The organism is Mesorhizobium sp. CO1-1-7 (assembly GCF_020164885.1).
Taxonomy (GTDB): domain Bacteria; phylum Pseudomonadota; class Alphaproteobacteria; order Rhizobiales; family Rhizobiaceae; genus Mesorhizobium; species Mesorhizobium australicum.
This window is the reverse complement of record NZ_JAIUHA010000005.1, coordinates 161,470-178,150: the sequence shown is the minus strand read 5'-3', so window position 1 is coordinate 178,150 and position 16,681 is coordinate 161,470. Positions and strand designations below refer to the sequence as shown.

The following is a 16,681-nucleotide window of genomic DNA, read 5'->3' as shown; positions in this document are numbered from 1 at the left end:
ATCATAAGGAGCCCAAGCGGCGGGGCCAAGCTAGGAAGCTGTCTGGCAATTGTCAATCGTGTTGACAATTGCCTACATTGACCATAGCGTCATGACCAGGGAGGAACGCATGGTCGGCGATGCCGTGTTCCGCGTAGAGGGACTGAGGAAATCCTTTGGCCGCAACGAGGTGCTTGGCGGCATCGCGCTGGACCTCCATGCCGGCGAAGTGACCGTGCTGATGGGCGCCAACGGCGCCGGCAAATCCACCCTCGTCAAGATCATCAGCGGCGTCTACGAGCGTGGCGGCGGCTCTATGACCCTCGCCGGTGCGGAGTTCGCGCCGAACACGCCGGCGGAAGCGATCCGCGCGGGTGTCGTCACCGTGCACCAGAACATCAATGACGGCGTGGTCGCCGATCTCGATGTCGCCACCAATCTTACGCTCGACCGGCTGAGCGGCCGGGGCGTGCCGACCCTGTTCAATCCCGCTCGCGTGCGCCGTGAGGCCAAGGCGGTCGCCGACCGCATGGGGCTGGCCATCGATTTGAAGGCGCGCGTCAGCGATCTTTCGCTGGCCGACCGCCAGATGGTGGCGATTGCCCGGGCGCTGGCGCACCAGCCGAAAGTGCTGATCCTCGATGAGCCGACCTCGTCGCTCTCCAGTGCCGAGGCCGACAGGCTGTTCGCGCTGGTCGACCGTCTGCGCGAGCAGGGCGTGGCGATCCTCTACATCTCGCATCGCATGTCGGACATCAGGCGGCTCGCCGACCGCATCGTCTCGATGCGCGACGGTGTCGTCTCGGGCGCCTTCGATGCCAAGCCGCTCGATTATGAAGGCGCGGTCAACGCCATGCTCGGCCGCAAGATCCATCTCGACCGGATCGTGGCCAGGAGTTCCGCCAGGGCGGTCCTGAGCGTCGAAGGCCTGCGCATCGCGCAGGGCGCCAAGCCGATGTCGCTGACACTCGGCGATGGCGAGGTCGTCGCCATCACCGGCCTCGTCGGCGTCGGCAAGACCGCGCTTGCCGAGACGCTGTTCGGTGTGCGCCGGCCGCTCGACGGCACCATGACGATGAACGGCAAGCCTTATGCGCCGCGCTCGGCGGGCGACGCGATCGCCGCCGGCGTGTTCCTCGTCGCCAAGGATCGTGCGACCAGCGGCATCGTCGACGGCTTCAACATCGAGCGCAATGTCAGCCTGCCGTTTCTGAAGCGCATGTCCAGTCTGAGCGTGCTCAGGCGCCGCCTCGAACGCGCCACCGCGCGCAGGCAGATCGAGCAACTGGGCATCGTCTGCCGCTCCGAGAAGGACGAGATGTCGGCGCTGTCGGGCGGCAACCAGCAGAAGGTGATGGTCGCCCGCTGGATGGCGCAGAATGCCGCGCTGTTCATCCTCGACGAGCCGTTCCAGGGCGTCGACATTTCGGCCCGGCGCGACATCGCCGCCAAGCTGAGGGCCAGCGCCAATGGCCGCGCCACGCTTCTGTTCGTCACCGAACTCGACGAAGCGCTGGAGACGGCAGACCGCATCCTGGTGATGTCGGAGCACACGATCGTCGGCGAACACCGCAATGCCGATGTCGACCTCGACCGCCTGCTGGCCGAGGTTGCCGGTGGACCGCTGCACAGCGCTGCCTGAGCGTGGCGGCCGATGGAATTAGAATGGAGAGACCATGGCTGCGAGTTGGGTAAATGGGGCAGCGGCGCCGGGGTGCGCCGAATGACGCTGCGCGACTACGCCATCCGCTATGGGTTCATCGTGCTGCTGTTCGGATTGGTCGCCTATTTCGCGATCGCCGCCGACGGGTTCGTTTCGCCGCAAAGTGCCGTCTTCATCTTCCAGTCTGTCGCCATCACCGGTGTGCTGGCGCTCGGTGTTACCGCCACGCTTGTCGTCGGCGGCTTCGACCTGTCGATCGGTTCGGTCGCAACCTCTGCCATGATGGCTGCGGCCTATGTGATGGTGGTGCTGGAGCAAAACGCGTTCGTGGCGGTCATCGTCTGCCTGTTGATTGGCGCCATTGTCGGCCTGATCAATGGCTGGCTGATCGTCTACATGCGTGTACCCGATCTGCTGGCGACGCTCGGGATGATGTTCCTGCTGGTCGGCCTGCAGCGCATCCCCACGGAAGGCCGCTCGATCGCCACCGGCATGACCATGCCCGATGGCTCGGTCGCCAGCGGCAAGTTCTCCGATGCCTTCCTGGCGCTCGGCCGCCACCGCTTCGACTTCTTCATCCCAAACCTCATCCCGGTCTCGGTCGTCGTGCTTCTGGTGCTGGCCGTGCTGATCTGGTTCTTCCTCGAATACACCCGCTTCGGCCGCATGATGTATGCGGTCGGCAGCAATGAGCGCGCCGCCGAACTCGCTGGCGCGCCTGTCAAGGCATACAAGATCTGGGCCTACGTTATTTCAGGCGTTTTTGCCTCGATCGGCGGCATTTTGCTCGCGGCCCGGCTTGGACGCGGCGACATCGCCTCGGGTAATAATCTGCTGCTCGATGCGGTTGCCGCGGCGCTGATCGGCTACGCGGTGCTCGGCGCCGCCAAGCCGAACGCCTTTGGCACCGCCATCGGCGCGCTGTTCGTCGGCATCTTGCTGCAAGGCCTGACAATGATGAACGCGCCTTACTACACGCAGGATTTCGTCAAGGGCGTGGTTCTGGTCGTCGCCCTTGTCTTCACCTTTGCCCTTTCGGGCAGGGGCAGGAACTAGCATTCGGCCGGATAGGATTTTGGGTTCAACAAAAGTGGAGGAAAACAAGGTGAACATCACTAGAAGACTTCTGGGGAAAGTGGCGCTCGGGCTCGCCGGCGCAACCATGCTGATGCAGGGGGCATTTGCCGCCGACAAGCCGGCGCCGTTCGACAAACCCGGCGTCAAGATCGCACTGGTTCGCTATCTCTCGACCGGCGACTTCTTCCAGGCGTATCTGTCGGGCGTCGAGGCGCAGTCGAAGGCGCTCGGTATCGACCTGCGCGTGCTCGACAGCCGCCAGGACGCCGCCCTTCAATCCGACATGGTCGACCAGGCCATCGCGCTCGGCGTGCAGGGCATCATCATCCAGCACGGCCTGACGGAATCGATGAAGGACGCCGCCCAGCGCGCCGTCGACGCCGGCATCAAGGTGGTGGCATTCGACGTCAATGTCGAAAACCCCAAGATCCCGCAAATCGAACAGTCGGACAAAGATCTGGCACGGCTGGCGCTCGAACAGGCAGTCAAGGACAATGGCGAAAGCTGGAACGCCGGCTATGTCTATGTCGCCGGCATCGCTCCGCTCGACCGCCGCAACGAGACCTGGGTCGACGTCAAGAAAAAATATGCAGGCATAAAGGAGGCCGCCATGTTCGGCACGCTCGACAATCCGATCGCCAACTCCGTCGCCAACCAGGCGCGCTCGGTGCTGTCGGCGCACCCCGACATCAACGTGATGTTCGCGCCCTATGACGAGTTCGCCAAGGGCGTGAAGATCGCCGTCGACGAAGCCGGCCTGAACAAGAAGATCAAGATCTATTCGGCCGACATTTCGACATCCGACATCGCGGCGATGCGCGAGCCCGACAGTGCCTGGGCGGCTACGGCGGCGACCAACCCGGCAGTCGTCGGCCAGGTCTCGGTGCGCGCCCTGGCGCAACTGCTCGCCGGCGAAGATCCCGGCCACAACGTCATCGTGCCGCCGACGCTGATCACCCAGAAGGAGCTGATCGACAAGGACATCAAGAACATGGAAGACTTGTCGGCCAAGCTGCCGCAGTTCGCCCATGCCGATGTCGCCATGCCGACATGGATGCCGAACCCGAACGCGAAGTAGCGCGGCACCAATAGGAAAGCGAAAGGGCGGCTATGAACCGCCCTTTCGTATCGATGTTCAGCCTTCCGGTTACAACCAGTGTTCCGGATCGCGCATTCCATGAACGATCGCTACGACCAGTACACCGTCCGGCTGTGGTTCATAGATGACGATATAGCGGCCTTCGATGAGCACGCGGGCCGTCGCGCTCAATTCCGGCCGGGCCGAACCCATCTTGGGATGCCCTGCCGCCAGTTCCATCTTGTCGAAAATGCGCATCAGCAGCTTATCGGCTGCCTTTTCATTGTCGATTGCGATGGTGTGCCAGATGTCGCGCAAATCCTGCGAGGCGCGCGGAGTAAGCCTGTATTTAGCCACCGGCGCGGCGTTCTGCATTCAGGCCCCGAATGAACTCGACGGGTTCGACTTCGACTGGGTTGCCGCTGGCCATGCCGTCGGCGTAGGCCCGTTTCAACTGATCCAGTTCCAGGGCACGCAATTGCTCGCGCTGCTCCCAAAGGCGCAAGGCTTCGCGGACGATTTCACTGTTCGAGGCGTATCCTCCGCCCTCGACGGCGCTCTGCAGGCGGGCGACCTGCTGCGGCGTAAGCGATATGGTCAGGGTGCGCATAGGTTCAGCTTTCATACCGACTATATATAGCGCACCTCACAAGGACTAACAATGTTTACTAGTCTTCGTCTCGATCCTGCCTGGCGCTAAAAGGATAGCAGAGATTGCCTTATCGCAGCGCCGCCGCGATGTTGCCACCGTCGACCGTCGTCACATCGGCGGTCGTCCGGTCGGCCAGGGCATGGTGCAGGAAGGCCTGCGCCACGTCCTGCGCGGTCACTTCCTGGCCGAGCAGATTGCCGGACATGTATTCCTTCTCCGACACGCCGCGTGCGCCCGAGCGGCTGGCGATCATGGCGTCGGTCAAAAGCCCGGAGCGGATGCGGTCGGCGTTGACGGCGTTGGAACGGATGCCATGGGCGCCGTAGTCGAGCGCGTATTGCCTTGACAGGAACAGCGTCGCCGCTTTCGGCACGCCATAGGCGCCGAATTTCGGACCCGGATTGACCGCCTGCTTGGAGGTGTTGAACAACAGCGCCCCACCTGTACCTTGTTCCAGCATGATGCGCACGGCGTTCTGCGCCGCCGACTGGTGAGCGAAGAAATTGAGCTCGAAGCTCTTGCGCAGCAGCGTATCGTCAAGCTCGCCGATGCGGCCTTCCCAGGCAGCACCCGCATTGGACACCAATATGTCGACGCCGCCGAAGACGGCGACCGCCTTGTCGAAGGCGGCACGCATCTGGTCCGGGTCGGTGATGTCGGCGCCGACGCCAATCGAATTGTTGCCAGCTTTCCTGGCGGCATCGGCGGCCTTTTCGGCGTCGAGATCGACGACGACGGCATGAGCGCCATTGTCGGCGAACAGTTTTGCGGTCGCCGCACCAATCGCACCGGCACCGCCGGTGATCAGCACCACTTGGCCGGTCAGCGGCTTCGGCTTGTTGGAGGCGAGCTTGGCCTGTTCCAGCGACCAGTATTCGAGCGGGAACAGGTCGGCCTTGGATAGCGGGTGGAAACGCCCGACGGCCTCGGCGCCGCGCACGGCCTCGATCCACATCTCGCCAACGTCCGAGGCGATCCTGGCATCCTTCAGCGTGCGGCCATGGCCGAACATGCCGAGCCCCGGCACCAGCGTCAGCCGGGGCATCGGATCGAGCATGGTGCGCTTGACGTCGTCGAGCGCGTCATTGGTCTCGAAATAGGCGCGGTAATCCTTGGCGAAAGCGTCGACATGGTTCCGGATTACGGCCTTGTAGTCGCCGATCTTGTCGGCATCGGGCGCTGGCACGGCCATCGGTCCGGTCTTGATCCGGATCGACAGATCCGGCGTCGACACGCCACGTCCGGCATAGTCGGCGATCTCTGCGGAATTGATGAAATCGACAATCGCGTCCGAGGTGCGGAAGTCAGAGATCATGCGGTCGAAGCGGCCTTCGCCGCGTGGGGCCGCTACAGCGCCGCGCAGCATGGGCGCGATCGCCGCTGGTGACGCTAGTCTTGCCGGCAGCGCTGTCTTTGCAGCTTTCGGCTTGGCATGCTCGGCCACATAATCCTCGGCGACGTTCACATAGTGGATCATCCGGTCATAGGCCTGCCTGGCATCCTCGCCGAAAGTGAAGATGCCGTGCTTGTCGAGGATCAGGCCTTCTACCGTCGGGTCGGCGTCGAAGACATCGGCCGCCGCCTTGGCGAGATCGAAGCCCGGCATGATGTAGGGCACATAGCCCATTTTTGCTCCGAACACCTTTGCCACCAGCGGCTTGCTGTCTTCCTGGTCGACGATGGCCAGGATGGCGGTCGAGTGGGTATGGTCGACGAACTTGTGCGGCAGGAAGGCATGCAGCAGGGTCTCGACCGAAGGGTTGGGCGAGGCGGGGTCGATCAGGTTGGCCCGCTGCAATGCGACCATGTTCTCGTCGGAAAGCCTGTCAAGCTTGCGCGCCTTGAGCAGGGCGCCCATCTTGACCGCCGGCAGGCCCTGCGGCTCGATGACGGCCATGTCCCAGCCGCTGCCCTTGACGCACAGCACGTCCCATTCGTCGCCGACGAGATCGGTTGCCTTGATCTTGCAGGAGGTGTTGCCGCCGCCATGCAGGACCAGTTGCGGCACTCCGCCCAGAAGCCGCGTCGTGTAGACACGCAACGCCAGATCGCGGCCGACGCCCTTCTTCGCATAGTCGGCAACGAGTTGTTCGGCCACGTCGTCGTTCCACAGATTCTTCATGTTCGCTTCGTCCAGTTGCTGTCTTTGATGGTGAACAGGAATGCCGCGACGCCTTGATGACAAATGCGTCGGCAAAGGATTGGTTTTCAGGACGCCTTTTCTGCTGACGTTCCGGCATGATCGAGCAGCCGCTGCGCCATATGCGCGCCGACCACCAGATGCGTGCAGAGGCCGCCGGCGATCGCGGCGAGCAGCGGCTCGAACTTGCTGTCTTCCTGCACGACCATCAGCCGCTTACCGATGACGCGCAGTGAAGCAAGCCCCGCCGAGATGACCCGCCGGTTGTAGCTGCAGTCGAGCAACTCGCCACGGGCATCGATGATCTGCCCGGCAATGACACCCGCGGCACCTTCCCTGCGCAGCGCCGCCATCTCGGCTGCCGTCAGCGCGCCGCACTTCACCAGATGGCTGTCGGCATCGACCGCGCCGATGGAGTAGAGCGCAAGATCGCAGTCGCTGATCCCGGCAAGCTGGTCGCGGATCACAGGTTCGGCGCGCAGGCCTTGCGCCAGTTCCTCGGTCGACAGCACCAGGGGCGCGTAGAAGTTGAGGCCCTTGGCATTGAGCCGGCGCGCGATTTCCATAGTGCATTGATCGGGCCGGTAGGAATAGGGTGCGCCGAGATTGCCACAGAGCTGCACCACGGTGACGTCCTGCAGGTCGGCATAGGACATGATGTCGGCGATGGTGTAGACGGTGCGGCCCCAGGCGACGCCGATGCGGTCGCCTTTCCCGACGAGTTCCAGGAAAACGCTTGCCGCCAGCACCGCGATATCGGTCGAGGGGTCGGCGAGATAGGCGTTCTCAGGCGCGATCCAGACGGCGTCGAGCTTCAGGGCATCTTCCAGCCTACGCGCCATGACGTCGTCCGTGAAGAGCTGCGTCGAGGTCGAGATGTTGACGATGCCTGTCTCGCGCGCCTTGCGCAGATACATGGCGACGGAGGCGCGCGAAATGTTTAGTTGATTGGCCACTTCGTCCTGGCGAAGCCCATGGGCATAGTAAAGCCAGGCCGCCTTGTGGATGAGCTGTTCTGCCGGTCGGATCGCCATGCCGCCTCCTTGGCTGACATTAGTCACGGCTCTCGACAAAAGTCAAATTTGGAATAGACGGGAAGAGATCTCCTGCCGGCGCGGCACAATCGAAATCCCCATTCTAGCAAGTCGGTGCAGGATAGCATTCTCAGCCCTTCAGGGGGATAGCGTGACGACGAGCGTAAGGTTAGAAAGCTCGAAAAGACTTTGGGGAGAATGGGATGGCCAATCCCTACGAACAGGATCTCGACAGGAACGCCGCCAACCACCAGCCGCTGACGCCGCTCACTTATCTGGAGCGCGCGGCAAGAACCTATCCCGACCATGTCGCCATCATCCATGGCAGCCAGCGCATCAGCTACCGCGATTTCTGGCGCCGTTCGTTGAAGCTCGCCTCGGCCCTGCACAAGCATGGCATCGGCAAGGGCGACACGGTGACGGTCATGCTGTCGAACACGCCGCCGATGCTGGAAGCGCATTTCGGCGTGCCGATGACCAAGGCGGTGCTGCACTCGCTCAACACGCGTCTCGACGCCGCCGTCATTGCCTTCCAACTCGACCATGCCGAGACCAAGGTGCTGATCGTCGATTGCGAGTTTTCCGGCGTGGTGCGGGAAGCGCTCGGTCTGGCCGTGGTCAAACCGCTGGTCATCGACTACGACGATCCCGAATACGCCACCGACGCGCCCTATCCGAAAGGCGAGAGGGTCGGCACGGTGGACTATGAGGCCTTTGTCGCCAATGGCGACGAGGCGTTCGCCTGGTCGATGCCGGACGACGAATGGGACGCCATCTCGCTCAATTATACTTCGGGCACGACAGGCAATCCCAAGGGCGTCGTCTACCATCACCGAGGTGCTGCGCTGATGGCCTACACCAACACCATCCATGCCGGCATGGCCAAGCACGCGGTCTATCTCTGGACCTTGCCGATGTTCCACTGCAATGGCTGGTGTTTTCCCTGGACGCTCGCCGTCCAGGCCGGCACGCATGTCTGCCTGCGCTGGGTGCGGCCGAAGCCCATTTATGACGCTATCGCCGATCATGGCGTCACCCATCTGTGCGGGGCGCCGGTGGTCATGTCGGTGCTGATCAACGCCAAGGACGAGGACAAGCGCGCGTTTGCGCAAACTGTCACCTTCAACACGGCGGCCGCCCCGCCGCCCGAAGCCGTGCTGTCGGGCATGGCCGATGCCGGCTTTGCCGTCACCCATCTCTACGGCCTGACAGAGACCTATGGTCCCGCTGTCGTCAACGAATGGCATAATGGCTGGGACGCACTCGACAAAGGGGCGAGGGCGGGCAAGAAGGCACGGCAGGGCGTGCGCTATGCCGCGCTCGAAGGCCTTACGGTAATGGATCCCGAGACCATGGCCGAGACGCCCGCCGACGGCGAGACCATCGGCGAGGTGATGTTTCGTGGCAACATCGTCATGAAGGGTTACCTGAAGAACCGCAGGGCGACTGACGAGGCTTTCGCCGGCGGCTGGTTCCACTCGGGCGATCTCGGCGTCATGCACCCGGATGGCTATATCCAGCTCAAGGACCGCTCCAAGGACATCATCATCTCCGGTGGCGAGAACATTTCCTCGATCGAGGTCGAGGAAGCGGTCTACAAGCATCCCGCCGTCGCCTCCTGCGGCGTCGTGGCGCGCCATGACGACAAATGGGGCGAGGTGCCTGTCGCCTATGTGGAACTGAAGCCGGGCAAGGAGGCGAGCGAGGCCGAGATCATCGAGCACTGCCGGACGCTGCTCGCCCGCTTCAAAGTGCCGAAAGCGGTGATCTTTGCCGAGATACCGAAGACCTCGACCGGCAAGATCCAGAAGTTCCGGCTGCGGGAAATGGCCAAGGTCGCCTGAAGCCTCCGGGATTTTCGAGAGAATATTTTCAATGGTCCGCATCCTGAGGGCGCCTTGTGACGTCTACTGGATGTCACCAATTGTCACCTATCGTACGCGTACACCGAATCCGCGTTGACACCTCGCTCATTTAGATTTACGAGTGATGAAAATCGAAATTCGTCACTCGTTATTTGACAGAGAGCTATGTCCGAAGCCGCCAACATCGTCGCCGACGTCGCCCGACAGGAAAATGTAACGCGCATACTCGATTGCGCCGAGCGCCTGTTCCGGCACTATGGCTACGGCAAGACCAATGTCGCCGACATCGCCCGCGAACTCGGCATGTCACCGGCCAACATCTATCGTTTCTTTGCGTCCAAGGTTGAAATCCACCAAGCCGTATGTGGCCGGATGCTCGGCGCCAGCTACAAGATGGCTTACGAGATCATGCACCTGCCGATCAGCGCCGAGGAGCGGCTGCGTCGTTATGTGCATGCACAATACAAGCTGACGATGGAGGTCATGCTCGACGACCAGAAGGTCCACGAGATGGTCATCGTCGCGCTCGAGCGGGACTGGGGCGTCATCGACAAGCATGTCGACAGCATTCACGATCTTTTCGCCGAGGTGATCGGCGAGGGCATCGAGGCCGGCGAGTTTAGGAAGCAGGACCCGGTGACCGCATCGCGCTGCTTCGGTGCCGCCACCGTCATCCTGTGCCATCCGCAGATGGTGGCGCAGTGCCTCGCCAAGACCAATCGGGCAATGCCCGACGACCTCATCGATTACGCCATCAGAGCCTTGAAATAGCCGTCGCCAGCCGGTGCCGGTGTCGACAGTCCGTCTCCAGTCGGGAGTACCGAAATGTTTTTGCCCAGTTCCATCCTTCGCAAGCTGCCAACTGCCGGCCTGATCGTCGCGTCGCTGGGGCTTGCCGGCTGCTCGCAGGAAAAAGCCGAGGTGAAGGACATCATCCGTCCGGTGAAGGTCGTCGAGATCGCCCAGGCGCATGACACCCGTACGCTGTCCTATTCCGGATCGGTGCGCGCCCGCACCGAGAGCACGCTTAGTTTCCGGGTCAATGGCAAGATCACCGAGCGTCTCGTCGACATCGGCCAGCACGTGGCGCCTGGCGACGTGCTCGCTCGCATCGATCCCTCCGACTATGACCTGTCGGTCAAGAGCGCGCAGGCGGCACTCGATGCCTCTGAACGGCAGGTCGAGACGGTCGAACTCGCCCGTAAGCGCGCCGAACAGCTTTTCGCCAAGAACTTCGCGCCGAAATCGCAGCTCGAACAGGCGACACTGACCTATGACCAGGCAATCGCCACGCGCGACTCCGCCCGCTCTACGCTTGCCCAGGCCAGGAACCAGGTCGGCTATACCGACCTCAAGGCCGACAGGGATGGCATCGTCACGGCGGTAAACGCCGATGTCGGCCAGGTGGTCGGCTCGGGCACGCCCGTGGTCACCGTCGCGGTCGACGGTGAAAAGGAAGTGCTGATCGCGGTTCCGGAAATGGAGATCGCCGAGTTCAAGCCGGGCAAGGACGTCAAGGCGGGCTTTTGGTCGGACGATGGGCTGAAGCTCGACGGCAAGGTCCGTGAGGTCGCCGGCAGCGCCGATCCGCAGTCGCGCACCTTTGCCGTCCGCGTCAGCCTGCCCAACGACCCGCGCGTGCTGCTCGGCATGACCGCCAATATCGAGGCGTCGGCGGCCAACGAAAAGCAGCTCGTGTCCATCCCGCTCAGTGCACTCGCCGAGAAAGACAGCCAGTCAATCGTCTGGACGGTCGATCGTGGCGCCGACACCGTGCATGCCCGTCCCGTCAAGGTCGCCGAGTTCGCCCCAAACGGCGTGCGTGTCGCGGAGGGATTGAAACCGGGCGACGTCGTGGTCGCCGCCGGTACGCAGTTCATGACCGAGAACCTGAAGGTGAAACTCCCCGGCGGCACCGCACAGCAGTCCGCCTCGGCCGAGGGCGACGAAGCCAGCCAGTTGCGCTGACGACAGACAGGTCGGCCGCGCGTTCCCGCGGCCGCAGGTTTCCGGGCGGCGTGCCCGAAGGTCGAGACGTCAAGGCCGATGTACCCCCGCATCGACCCTCGCGTCCCACCGCGATGAGTGTCTCTCCGCTCGAAGAGCAACGCCGCCCGGAAGCCAGTATCGAACGCAGATGATTTCGTTCCGCGCGCGCTTCCTCGAAGCCCCTTTTTCGAAGCACCAAGCGTCGGCAACCAAGCAAAGTGGACCACTTCCGATGACGACCCCCACTGAAGAAAAGCGTCCCTTCAACCTGTCGCGTTGGGCCATCGGCCATCCCTCCATTGCGCGCTTCCTGTTCGGGCTGATCATCATAGCCGGCGCGCTCGGCTTGATGCGCATGGGCCAGAAGGAGGATCCCGACTTCACCTTCCGCGTCATGGTCGTGCAGGCGATCTGGCCGGGCTCCTCGATCCAGGAGATGGAGGACCAGGTCGTCAACAAGATCGAGCGCAAATTGCAGGAGACGCCGCATCTCGATTTCGTGCGTTCCTTCACCCGCGCCGGCAGCGCCATCATCACCGTCCAGATCAAGGGCGACACCAACGCCGCCGAAGTGACGGATGCTTTCTATCAGGTGCGCAAGAAAGTCGGCGATATCCAGGGCGACCTGCCGCAAGGCCTGCTCGGCCCGTATTTCAACGACGAGTTCGGCGACACGTTTATCACCCTGCATTCGATCAGCGGCGACGGCTTCTCCTTTCCCGAATTGAAGAAGTTCGCCATCCAGGCGCGCGATATGCTTTTGACGACGCCCGGCGTCGAAAAGGCCGTCATCATCGGCGACCAGCCGGAAAAGCTCTATATCGATGTCTCGTCCAAGGCGCTGGCCGAACGCGGCCTGACGCTGACCGACCTGCAGAACGCGATCAAGGGCCAGAACAACGTCGACCCCTCGGGTTCCGTCGACACCGGCGTCAATTCGGTGCGCATCTCGGTCGAAGGCGACGTCGCCAAGGCGGCCGACATCCGCGAACTGCGCCTGCGCGCCGGCGGCCAGATCACCCGGCTGGGCGACATCGCCACCGTCACTTCGGGCCTGGAGGACCCCTTCCAGCGCAAATACCGCTTCAATGGCCACGACAGCGTGCAGCTTGGCGTGGTCATGGCCAAGGGTTTTAAAGTCACCGATGTCGGCAAGGATGTCGAGGCGACCTACAAGCGCTTCGAGAAGGCGTTGCCCTATGGCGTTTCGGTCGACCAGATTTCCGACCAGCCGGGCGTCGTCACGGATGCCGTCAGCGAATTCATGCATGCGCTTGGCGAAGCGCTACTGATCGTGCTCGTCGTCTCGTTCCTGTCGATCGGCTGGCGCTCGGGGCTGGTCATCGCCATCGCCATACCGCTGGTGCTCGCCGCCACCTTCGCCATCATGTACGAGATCGGCATCGACCTGCAGCGCATTTCGCTGGGCGCGCTGATCATCGCGCTCGGCCTGCTTGTCGATGATGCCATGATCGTCGTCGAGATGATGGAGCGCAAGCTCGAGGAGGGGCTGGTCAAGATCGAGGCGGCGAGCTTCGCCTATTCCTCGACCGCCTTCCCGATGTTGACCGGCACACTGATCACCACCGCCGGCTTCATACCGGTCGGGTTCGCTGCTTCGACGGCTGGCGAATATGTGCGCACCTTGTTCTATGTCGTCGGCATCGCGCTGATCGTGTCGTGGTTCGTGGCGGTCTATTTCACGCCCTGGCTCGGCTATATGATCCTTAAGCAGCGCAAGCATGCCGGCAGCCATCACGACGCCTTCGACACAGGCTTCTATCGTCGGCTGCGTGCCACGGTCAGCTGGGCCGTGCGCCATCGCATCATCGTTTTGGTGATGACGCTGGCGACTTTCGGCACCAGCCTTTGGGCGTTCCAGTTCATCCCGCAGAATTTCTTCCCGCAATCGTCGCGGCCCGAAATTCTTGTCGACCTCTGGCTGCCGGAAGGCACCAGCATCAAGGAGGTCGAGGCGCAGTCCAAGGCCCTGGAAGCCAAGATGATGGACGACAAGGACAAGCGTTTCATCGCCACTTATATCGGCGAGGGCGCCCCGCGCTTCTTCCTGCCGCTCGACCAGCAATTGCGCAACCCGAACTTCGCCCAGATGCTGGTCATGGCCAATGACGAGCCGGCGCGCGAGCGGCTGATCGTCAAGCTGCGCACGGTTCTGGCCGAAGACTTCCCGTCGATCCGTGCCAAGGTCGACCGCCTGTTCCTCGGACCGCCGACCGGGTGGCCCGTGCAGATGCGCGTCATGGGTCCGGACCGCCAGGAGGTGCGCCGCATCGCCGACCAGGTGAAGGCGAAGTTCCGGCAGGATCCCCTGCTCGGCGCCGTCCATGACGACTGGCTGGAGCCCGTTCCGGCGATGAAGCTGGTCATCGATCAGGATCGTGCCCGTGCGCTCGGCGTCACCTCGCAGCGCATCCGCCAGATGCTGCAGGCGACGATGTCCGGCGCGCCGCTTGACGATTTCCGCGACGGCGAGGAGACGGTGTCGATCGTCGCCCGCGAGCCGGATGCCAGCCGCAGCCTGCTGTCGTCGGTCGACTCGGTCTATATCCCGACCGATTTCGGCGGCTTCGTGCCGCTGTCGCAGGTGGCCAAGGTGGTGCCTGTGCTGGAGCAAGGCATCGAATGGCGGCGCGACCGCCTGCCGACGATCAGCGTGCGCGCCACATTGCCAGACGGCGTGCAGTCCAACGACGTCGTCACCAAGATGTACAAGGACATGCAGGGCCTGCGTGACGGCCTGGCGCCCGGTTACAAGATCGAGATCCAGGGCGGTGCGGAGGATTCAGCCGAAAGCCAGGCTTCGATCGCCGCCAAGGCGCCGATCATGCTGGCCATCATCGTCGTGCTCCTGATGATCCAGCTGCAGAACTTCGGCAAGGCGATGCTGGTGCTGGCCACCGGCCCGCTCGGCATCATCGGCGCGGCCGCGGCTCTGCTGATCAGCGGTGCACCGTTCGGCTTCGTCGCCATCCTCGGTGTCATCGCCCTGCTCGGCATCATCATGCGCAACTCGATCATCCTGGTCGACCAGATCGACCAGGACATTGCCAAGGGCATGGACCGTTCCGAAGCGATCGTCGGCTCGGCCGTGCGCCGCTTCAGGCCGATCGTGCTGACGGCGATGACGGCGGTGCTGGCACTGATCCCGATCTCGCGCGGCGTGTTCTGGGGACCGCTCGCCTATGCCATGATGGGCGGCATTCTGGTCGCCACCGTGCTCACCATCCTGGTGCTGCCGGCGGGCTATGCGCTCTTCTTCGGCCGCGAGCCGAAGAAGGCGAAGACCGACCAGCAGGCGCCGGAGCCAGGGGAGATCGAAGGCATCGAACGGCCGCAACTGCCGTTGGCGGCGGAATAAAAAACCGGCCGGTCGATTTGCGACCGGCCGGTTTTCCTTGATGCAATGATTTAGGCCGCAGTCAGACCATCAGATGACGAACACCCAATTCGCGATGAGCATGACCGCCACGCCGGCGACCAGTGTCAGATAGGGCAGCATGCCCGCCTTCTTGACCGAAAGGTCGGCTCCCGCCATGCCGAGATCGGCCAGCATGTGGTCGGGGAATTTGCCCTTGTCCTGGATGTAGTGGCGGAAGCAGAACACCGGGATGATCAGCGCCGCCGTGATCAGTCCGGCCCACAGCGCCATCGGGTTCCACACCTTGGCGCCTGCGCCCATGAAGATCGCGTTGACGTAGGCGAAGATCGCCCCGATCCCCAAGAGCCAGCTCGGTGCTTTCCACGGCCGTGCGATATGGCCGTTGTCGATGCGGTGGATCCAGCCGGCATTGAGGTTGAGGAAATTGAAGATGATGTAGCCGCAGTTCGACACGGCGAGGATGAAGAAGAAGCTCGTCGCGTCGGCCGAGGCGATCGCCAGCACGACCAGATTGAAGCAGAGATCGGTCCACATGGCCCGCGTCGGCGCGCCGTGCTCGTTGACGTGGCTGAGATAACGGGGCAGCCAGCCGTCGACCGAGCCCTGGTAGAGCGTGCGCGACGAGCCGGCCATCGCCGTCATGATGCACAGCACCAGCGCCAGGATCATCAGCATCACCAGCAGGCTGTGGATAAGCCTGCCGCCGCCGACCATGCCGGCCAGCGCATCGGCCACGCCGGAGCCGTCGACGATCGGTGTTGCCAGCATGCCGTTCAAGCCCAGCACGCCCTGGAAGGTGAAGGGCACCAGGATGAACAAAAGCATGCAGAGCAGGCCGGAATAGAAGATGGCCTTGAACGTATCGGTACCTGGGTTCTTGAACTCCGACGTGTAGCAGACGGCGGTTTCGAACCCGTAGGTCGACCATGCGGCGATGAACATGCCGCCGAGCGCCAATGTCCAGCCGGCGATGTTCCAGGAGCCGGGCTCAGGTGCATAGGCGGCGGCGAGCGGCACCAGCGGCGAAAAGTTCGACCAGTCGATCTGGCCGGTGAAGATCGGCACCACGCCGACGATCAGCATCGGGATAATGACCAGCAGTCCGATATATTTCTGCACGCTGGCAGTGCCCAGGATGCCGCGATGCTGGATCGAGAAGATGATCAGCATCAGCACGGCGCCGATGAAGAAGGTGGCATTGAGCGTGAAGGACACCGGGCCTAGCGTGTGGCTCCACAGAGTCCAGTTGCGGATCGCCGGCGTCGCGGCGGCGGTCACCGCGGTGATGGCGTCGGCAGGTGCCGTTCCGGCGTGCGCGGCGATGTAGGCGACGACATCGGGCGAGGCCTCGGTGAACAGCGGCACCGGCGCCAGCGCATTGAGGATATAGGCGGCGGCGATCGAGCAGCCGAGCGACAGCACCGGCGACCAGGCGAACCAGTTGCACCACACCGACAACGGCGCGATGAACTTGGAGTAGCGCAGCCAGGCGGTGGCGCCGTAGATCGAGGCACCGCCGGACTTGTTCGGGAACAGGCCGGCGATCTCGGCATAGGTGAAGGATTGCAGGAAGCCCATGATCATGGACACCGTCCAGATCAGGAACGCCAGCTTTCCCGTCGTGCCGGCAATGCCGCCGATCGAGAACAGGACCAGCGCCGGAACGCCACTCGCCACCCAGAAGGCGCCGCGCCAGTCGATATGCCTGAGCAGCTTGCTTTCGGCAGGCTGGTCCAGGACCGTACTTATTGTGCTCATGTGGATGAGTTCCCCTTTTTCGATGTTCCCCGCCAGTGGTGTCTCG

General features: G+C 63.1%; 12 protein-coding genes. 7 read left to right on the top strand and 5 right to left on the bottom strand.

Annotation, left to right across the window (positions count from 1 at the left end; genetic code table 11):
- The first annotated feature begins 109 nt into the window (after window positions 1-109).
- The 3 genes from LB516_RS12495 (at window position 110) to LB516_RS12485 (ending at window position 3,797) form a co-directional block, all read left to right on the top strand.
- Window positions 110-1,621: a sugar ABC transporter ATP-binding protein gene (locus LB516_RS12495; protein ID WP_224719752.1), complete on the top strand. Its 1,512-nt coding sequence runs from the start codon at window positions 110-112 to the stop codon at window positions 1,619-1,621.
- Between the two features lie 81 nt (window positions 1,622-1,702).
- Window positions 1,703-2,698 (top strand): ABC transporter permease, encoded by a 996-nt coding sequence (locus LB516_RS12490; RefSeq protein ID WP_140823384.1) that lies wholly within the window; start codon window positions 1,703-1,705, stop codon window positions 2,696-2,698.
- A 49-nt stretch (window positions 2,699-2,747) separates the two neighbouring features.
- Window positions 2,748-3,797 (top strand): substrate-binding domain-containing protein, encoded by a 1,050-nt coding sequence (locus LB516_RS12485; protein ID WP_015318930.1) that lies wholly within the window; start codon window positions 2,748-2,750, stop codon window positions 3,795-3,797.
- A 69-nt stretch (window positions 3,798-3,866) separates the two neighbouring features.
- Here the strand turns inward: LB516_RS12485 and LB516_RS12480 are convergent, their stop codons facing one another.
- The 4 genes from LB516_RS12480 to LB516_RS12465 all read right to left on the bottom strand — a co-directional run bounded on the left by LB516_RS12480 (window position 3,867) and on the right by LB516_RS12465 (window position 7,623).
- Window positions 3,867-4,172 (bottom strand): type II toxin-antitoxin system RelE/ParE family toxin, encoded by a 306-nt coding sequence (locus tag LB516_RS12480; protein ID WP_224719646.1) that lies wholly within the window; start codon window positions 4,170-4,172, stop codon window positions 3,867-3,869.
- Window positions 4,147-4,407 (bottom strand): type II toxin-antitoxin system ParD family antitoxin, encoded by a 261-nt coding sequence (locus LB516_RS12475; RefSeq protein WP_181171256.1) that lies wholly within the window; start codon window positions 4,405-4,407, stop codon window positions 4,147-4,149. The genes LB516_RS12480 and LB516_RS12475 overlap by 26 nt, the downstream gene beginning before the upstream one ends.
- Window positions 4,408-4,516: 109 nt before the next feature.
- Window positions 4,517-6,571 carry a bifunctional aldolase/short-chain dehydrogenase gene (locus LB516_RS12470; protein WP_224719645.1) on the bottom strand — a complete coding sequence of 685 codons (2,055 nt, stop codon included), beginning with the start codon at window positions 6,569-6,571 and terminating at the stop codon, window positions 4,517-4,519.
- A gap of 86 nt (window positions 6,572-6,657) precedes the next feature.
- A complete protein-coding gene (locus tag LB516_RS12465) occupies window positions 6,658-7,623 on the bottom strand; it encodes a sugar-binding transcriptional regulator (RefSeq protein WP_140715138.1) in 966 nt (321 codons plus the stop codon).
- A 203-nt stretch (window positions 7,624-7,826) separates the two neighbouring features.
- Between LB516_RS12465 and LB516_RS12460 the strand changes: the two genes are divergently transcribed.
- The 4 genes from LB516_RS12460 (at window position 7,827) to LB516_RS12445 (ending at window position 14,856) form a co-directional block, all read left to right on the top strand.
- Window positions 7,827-9,467: an acyl-CoA synthetase gene (locus tag LB516_RS12460; protein ID WP_224719644.1), complete on the top strand. Its 1,641-nt coding sequence runs from the start codon at window positions 7,827-7,829 to the stop codon at window positions 9,465-9,467.
- Between the two features lie 186 nt (window positions 9,468-9,653).
- Window positions 9,654-10,259: a TetR family transcriptional regulator gene (locus tag LB516_RS12455; protein WP_015318925.1), complete on the top strand. Its 606-nt coding sequence runs from the start codon at window positions 9,654-9,656 to the stop codon at window positions 10,257-10,259.
- Window positions 10,260-10,313: 54 nt separating this feature from the next.
- Window positions 10,314-11,456, top strand: a complete 1,143-nt coding sequence (locus LB516_RS12450) for an efflux RND transporter periplasmic adaptor subunit (protein ID WP_224719643.1) — start codon at window positions 10,314-10,316, stop codon at window positions 11,454-11,456.
- Window positions 11,457-11,709: 253 nt separating this feature from the next.
- Complete coding sequence (locus tag LB516_RS12445; protein WP_224719642.1) at window positions 11,710-14,856, top strand: efflux RND transporter permease subunit; 3,147 nt, start codon at window positions 11,710-11,712, stop codon at window positions 14,854-14,856.
- Between the two features lie 69 nt (window positions 14,857-14,925).
- Here the strand turns inward: LB516_RS12445 and LB516_RS12440 are convergent, their stop codons facing one another.
- The gene (locus tag LB516_RS12440; protein WP_015318922.1) at window positions 14,926-16,635 is read right to left on the bottom strand and encodes an APC family permease; all 1,710 of its coding nucleotides are present in this window, start codon (window positions 16,633-16,635) and stop codon (window positions 14,926-14,928) included.
- Window positions 16,636-16,681 lie beyond the last annotated feature (46 nt).

Excerpts from the sequence above, each read along its gene's own strand:
- LB516_RS12495 (WP_224719752.1), top strand. The coding sequence starts at position 110 with ATGGTCGGCGATGCCGTGTTCCGCGTAGAGGGACTGAGGAAATCCTTT.
- LB516_RS12490 (WP_140823384.1), top strand. The coding sequence starts at position 1,703 with ATGACGCTGCGCGACTACGCCATCCGCTATGGGTTCATCGTGCTGCTG.
- LB516_RS12480 (WP_224719646.1), bottom strand. The coding sequence starts at position 4,172 with ATGCAGAACGCCGCGCCGGTGGCTAAATACAGGCTTACTCCGCGCGCC.
- LB516_RS12475 (WP_181171256.1), bottom strand. The coding sequence starts at position 4,407 with ATGCGCACCCTGACCATATCGCTTACGCCGCAGCAGGTCGCCCGCCTG.
- LB516_RS12470 (WP_224719645.1), bottom strand. The coding sequence starts at position 6,571 with ATGAAGAATCTGTGGAACGACGACGTGGCCGAACAACTCGTTGCCGAC.
- LB516_RS12465 (WP_140715138.1), bottom strand. The coding sequence starts at position 7,623 with ATGGCGATCCGACCGGCAGAACAGCTCATCCACAAGGCGGCCTGGCTT.
- LB516_RS12460 (WP_224719644.1), top strand. The coding sequence starts at position 7,827 with ATGGCCAATCCCTACGAACAGGATCTCGACAGGAACGCCGCCAACCAC.
- LB516_RS12455 (WP_015318925.1), top strand. The coding sequence starts at position 9,654 with ATGTCCGAAGCCGCCAACATCGTCGCCGACGTCGCCCGACAGGAAAAT.
- LB516_RS12450 (WP_224719643.1), top strand. The coding sequence starts at position 10,314 with ATGTTTTTGCCCAGTTCCATCCTTCGCAAGCTGCCAACTGCCGGCCTG.
- LB516_RS12445 (WP_224719642.1), top strand. The coding sequence starts at position 11,710 with ATGACGACCCCCACTGAAGAAAAGCGTCCCTTCAACCTGTCGCGTTGG.
- LB516_RS12440 (WP_015318922.1), bottom strand. The coding sequence starts at position 16,635 with ATGAGCACAATAAGTACGGTCCTGGACCAGCCTGCCGAAAGCAAGCTG.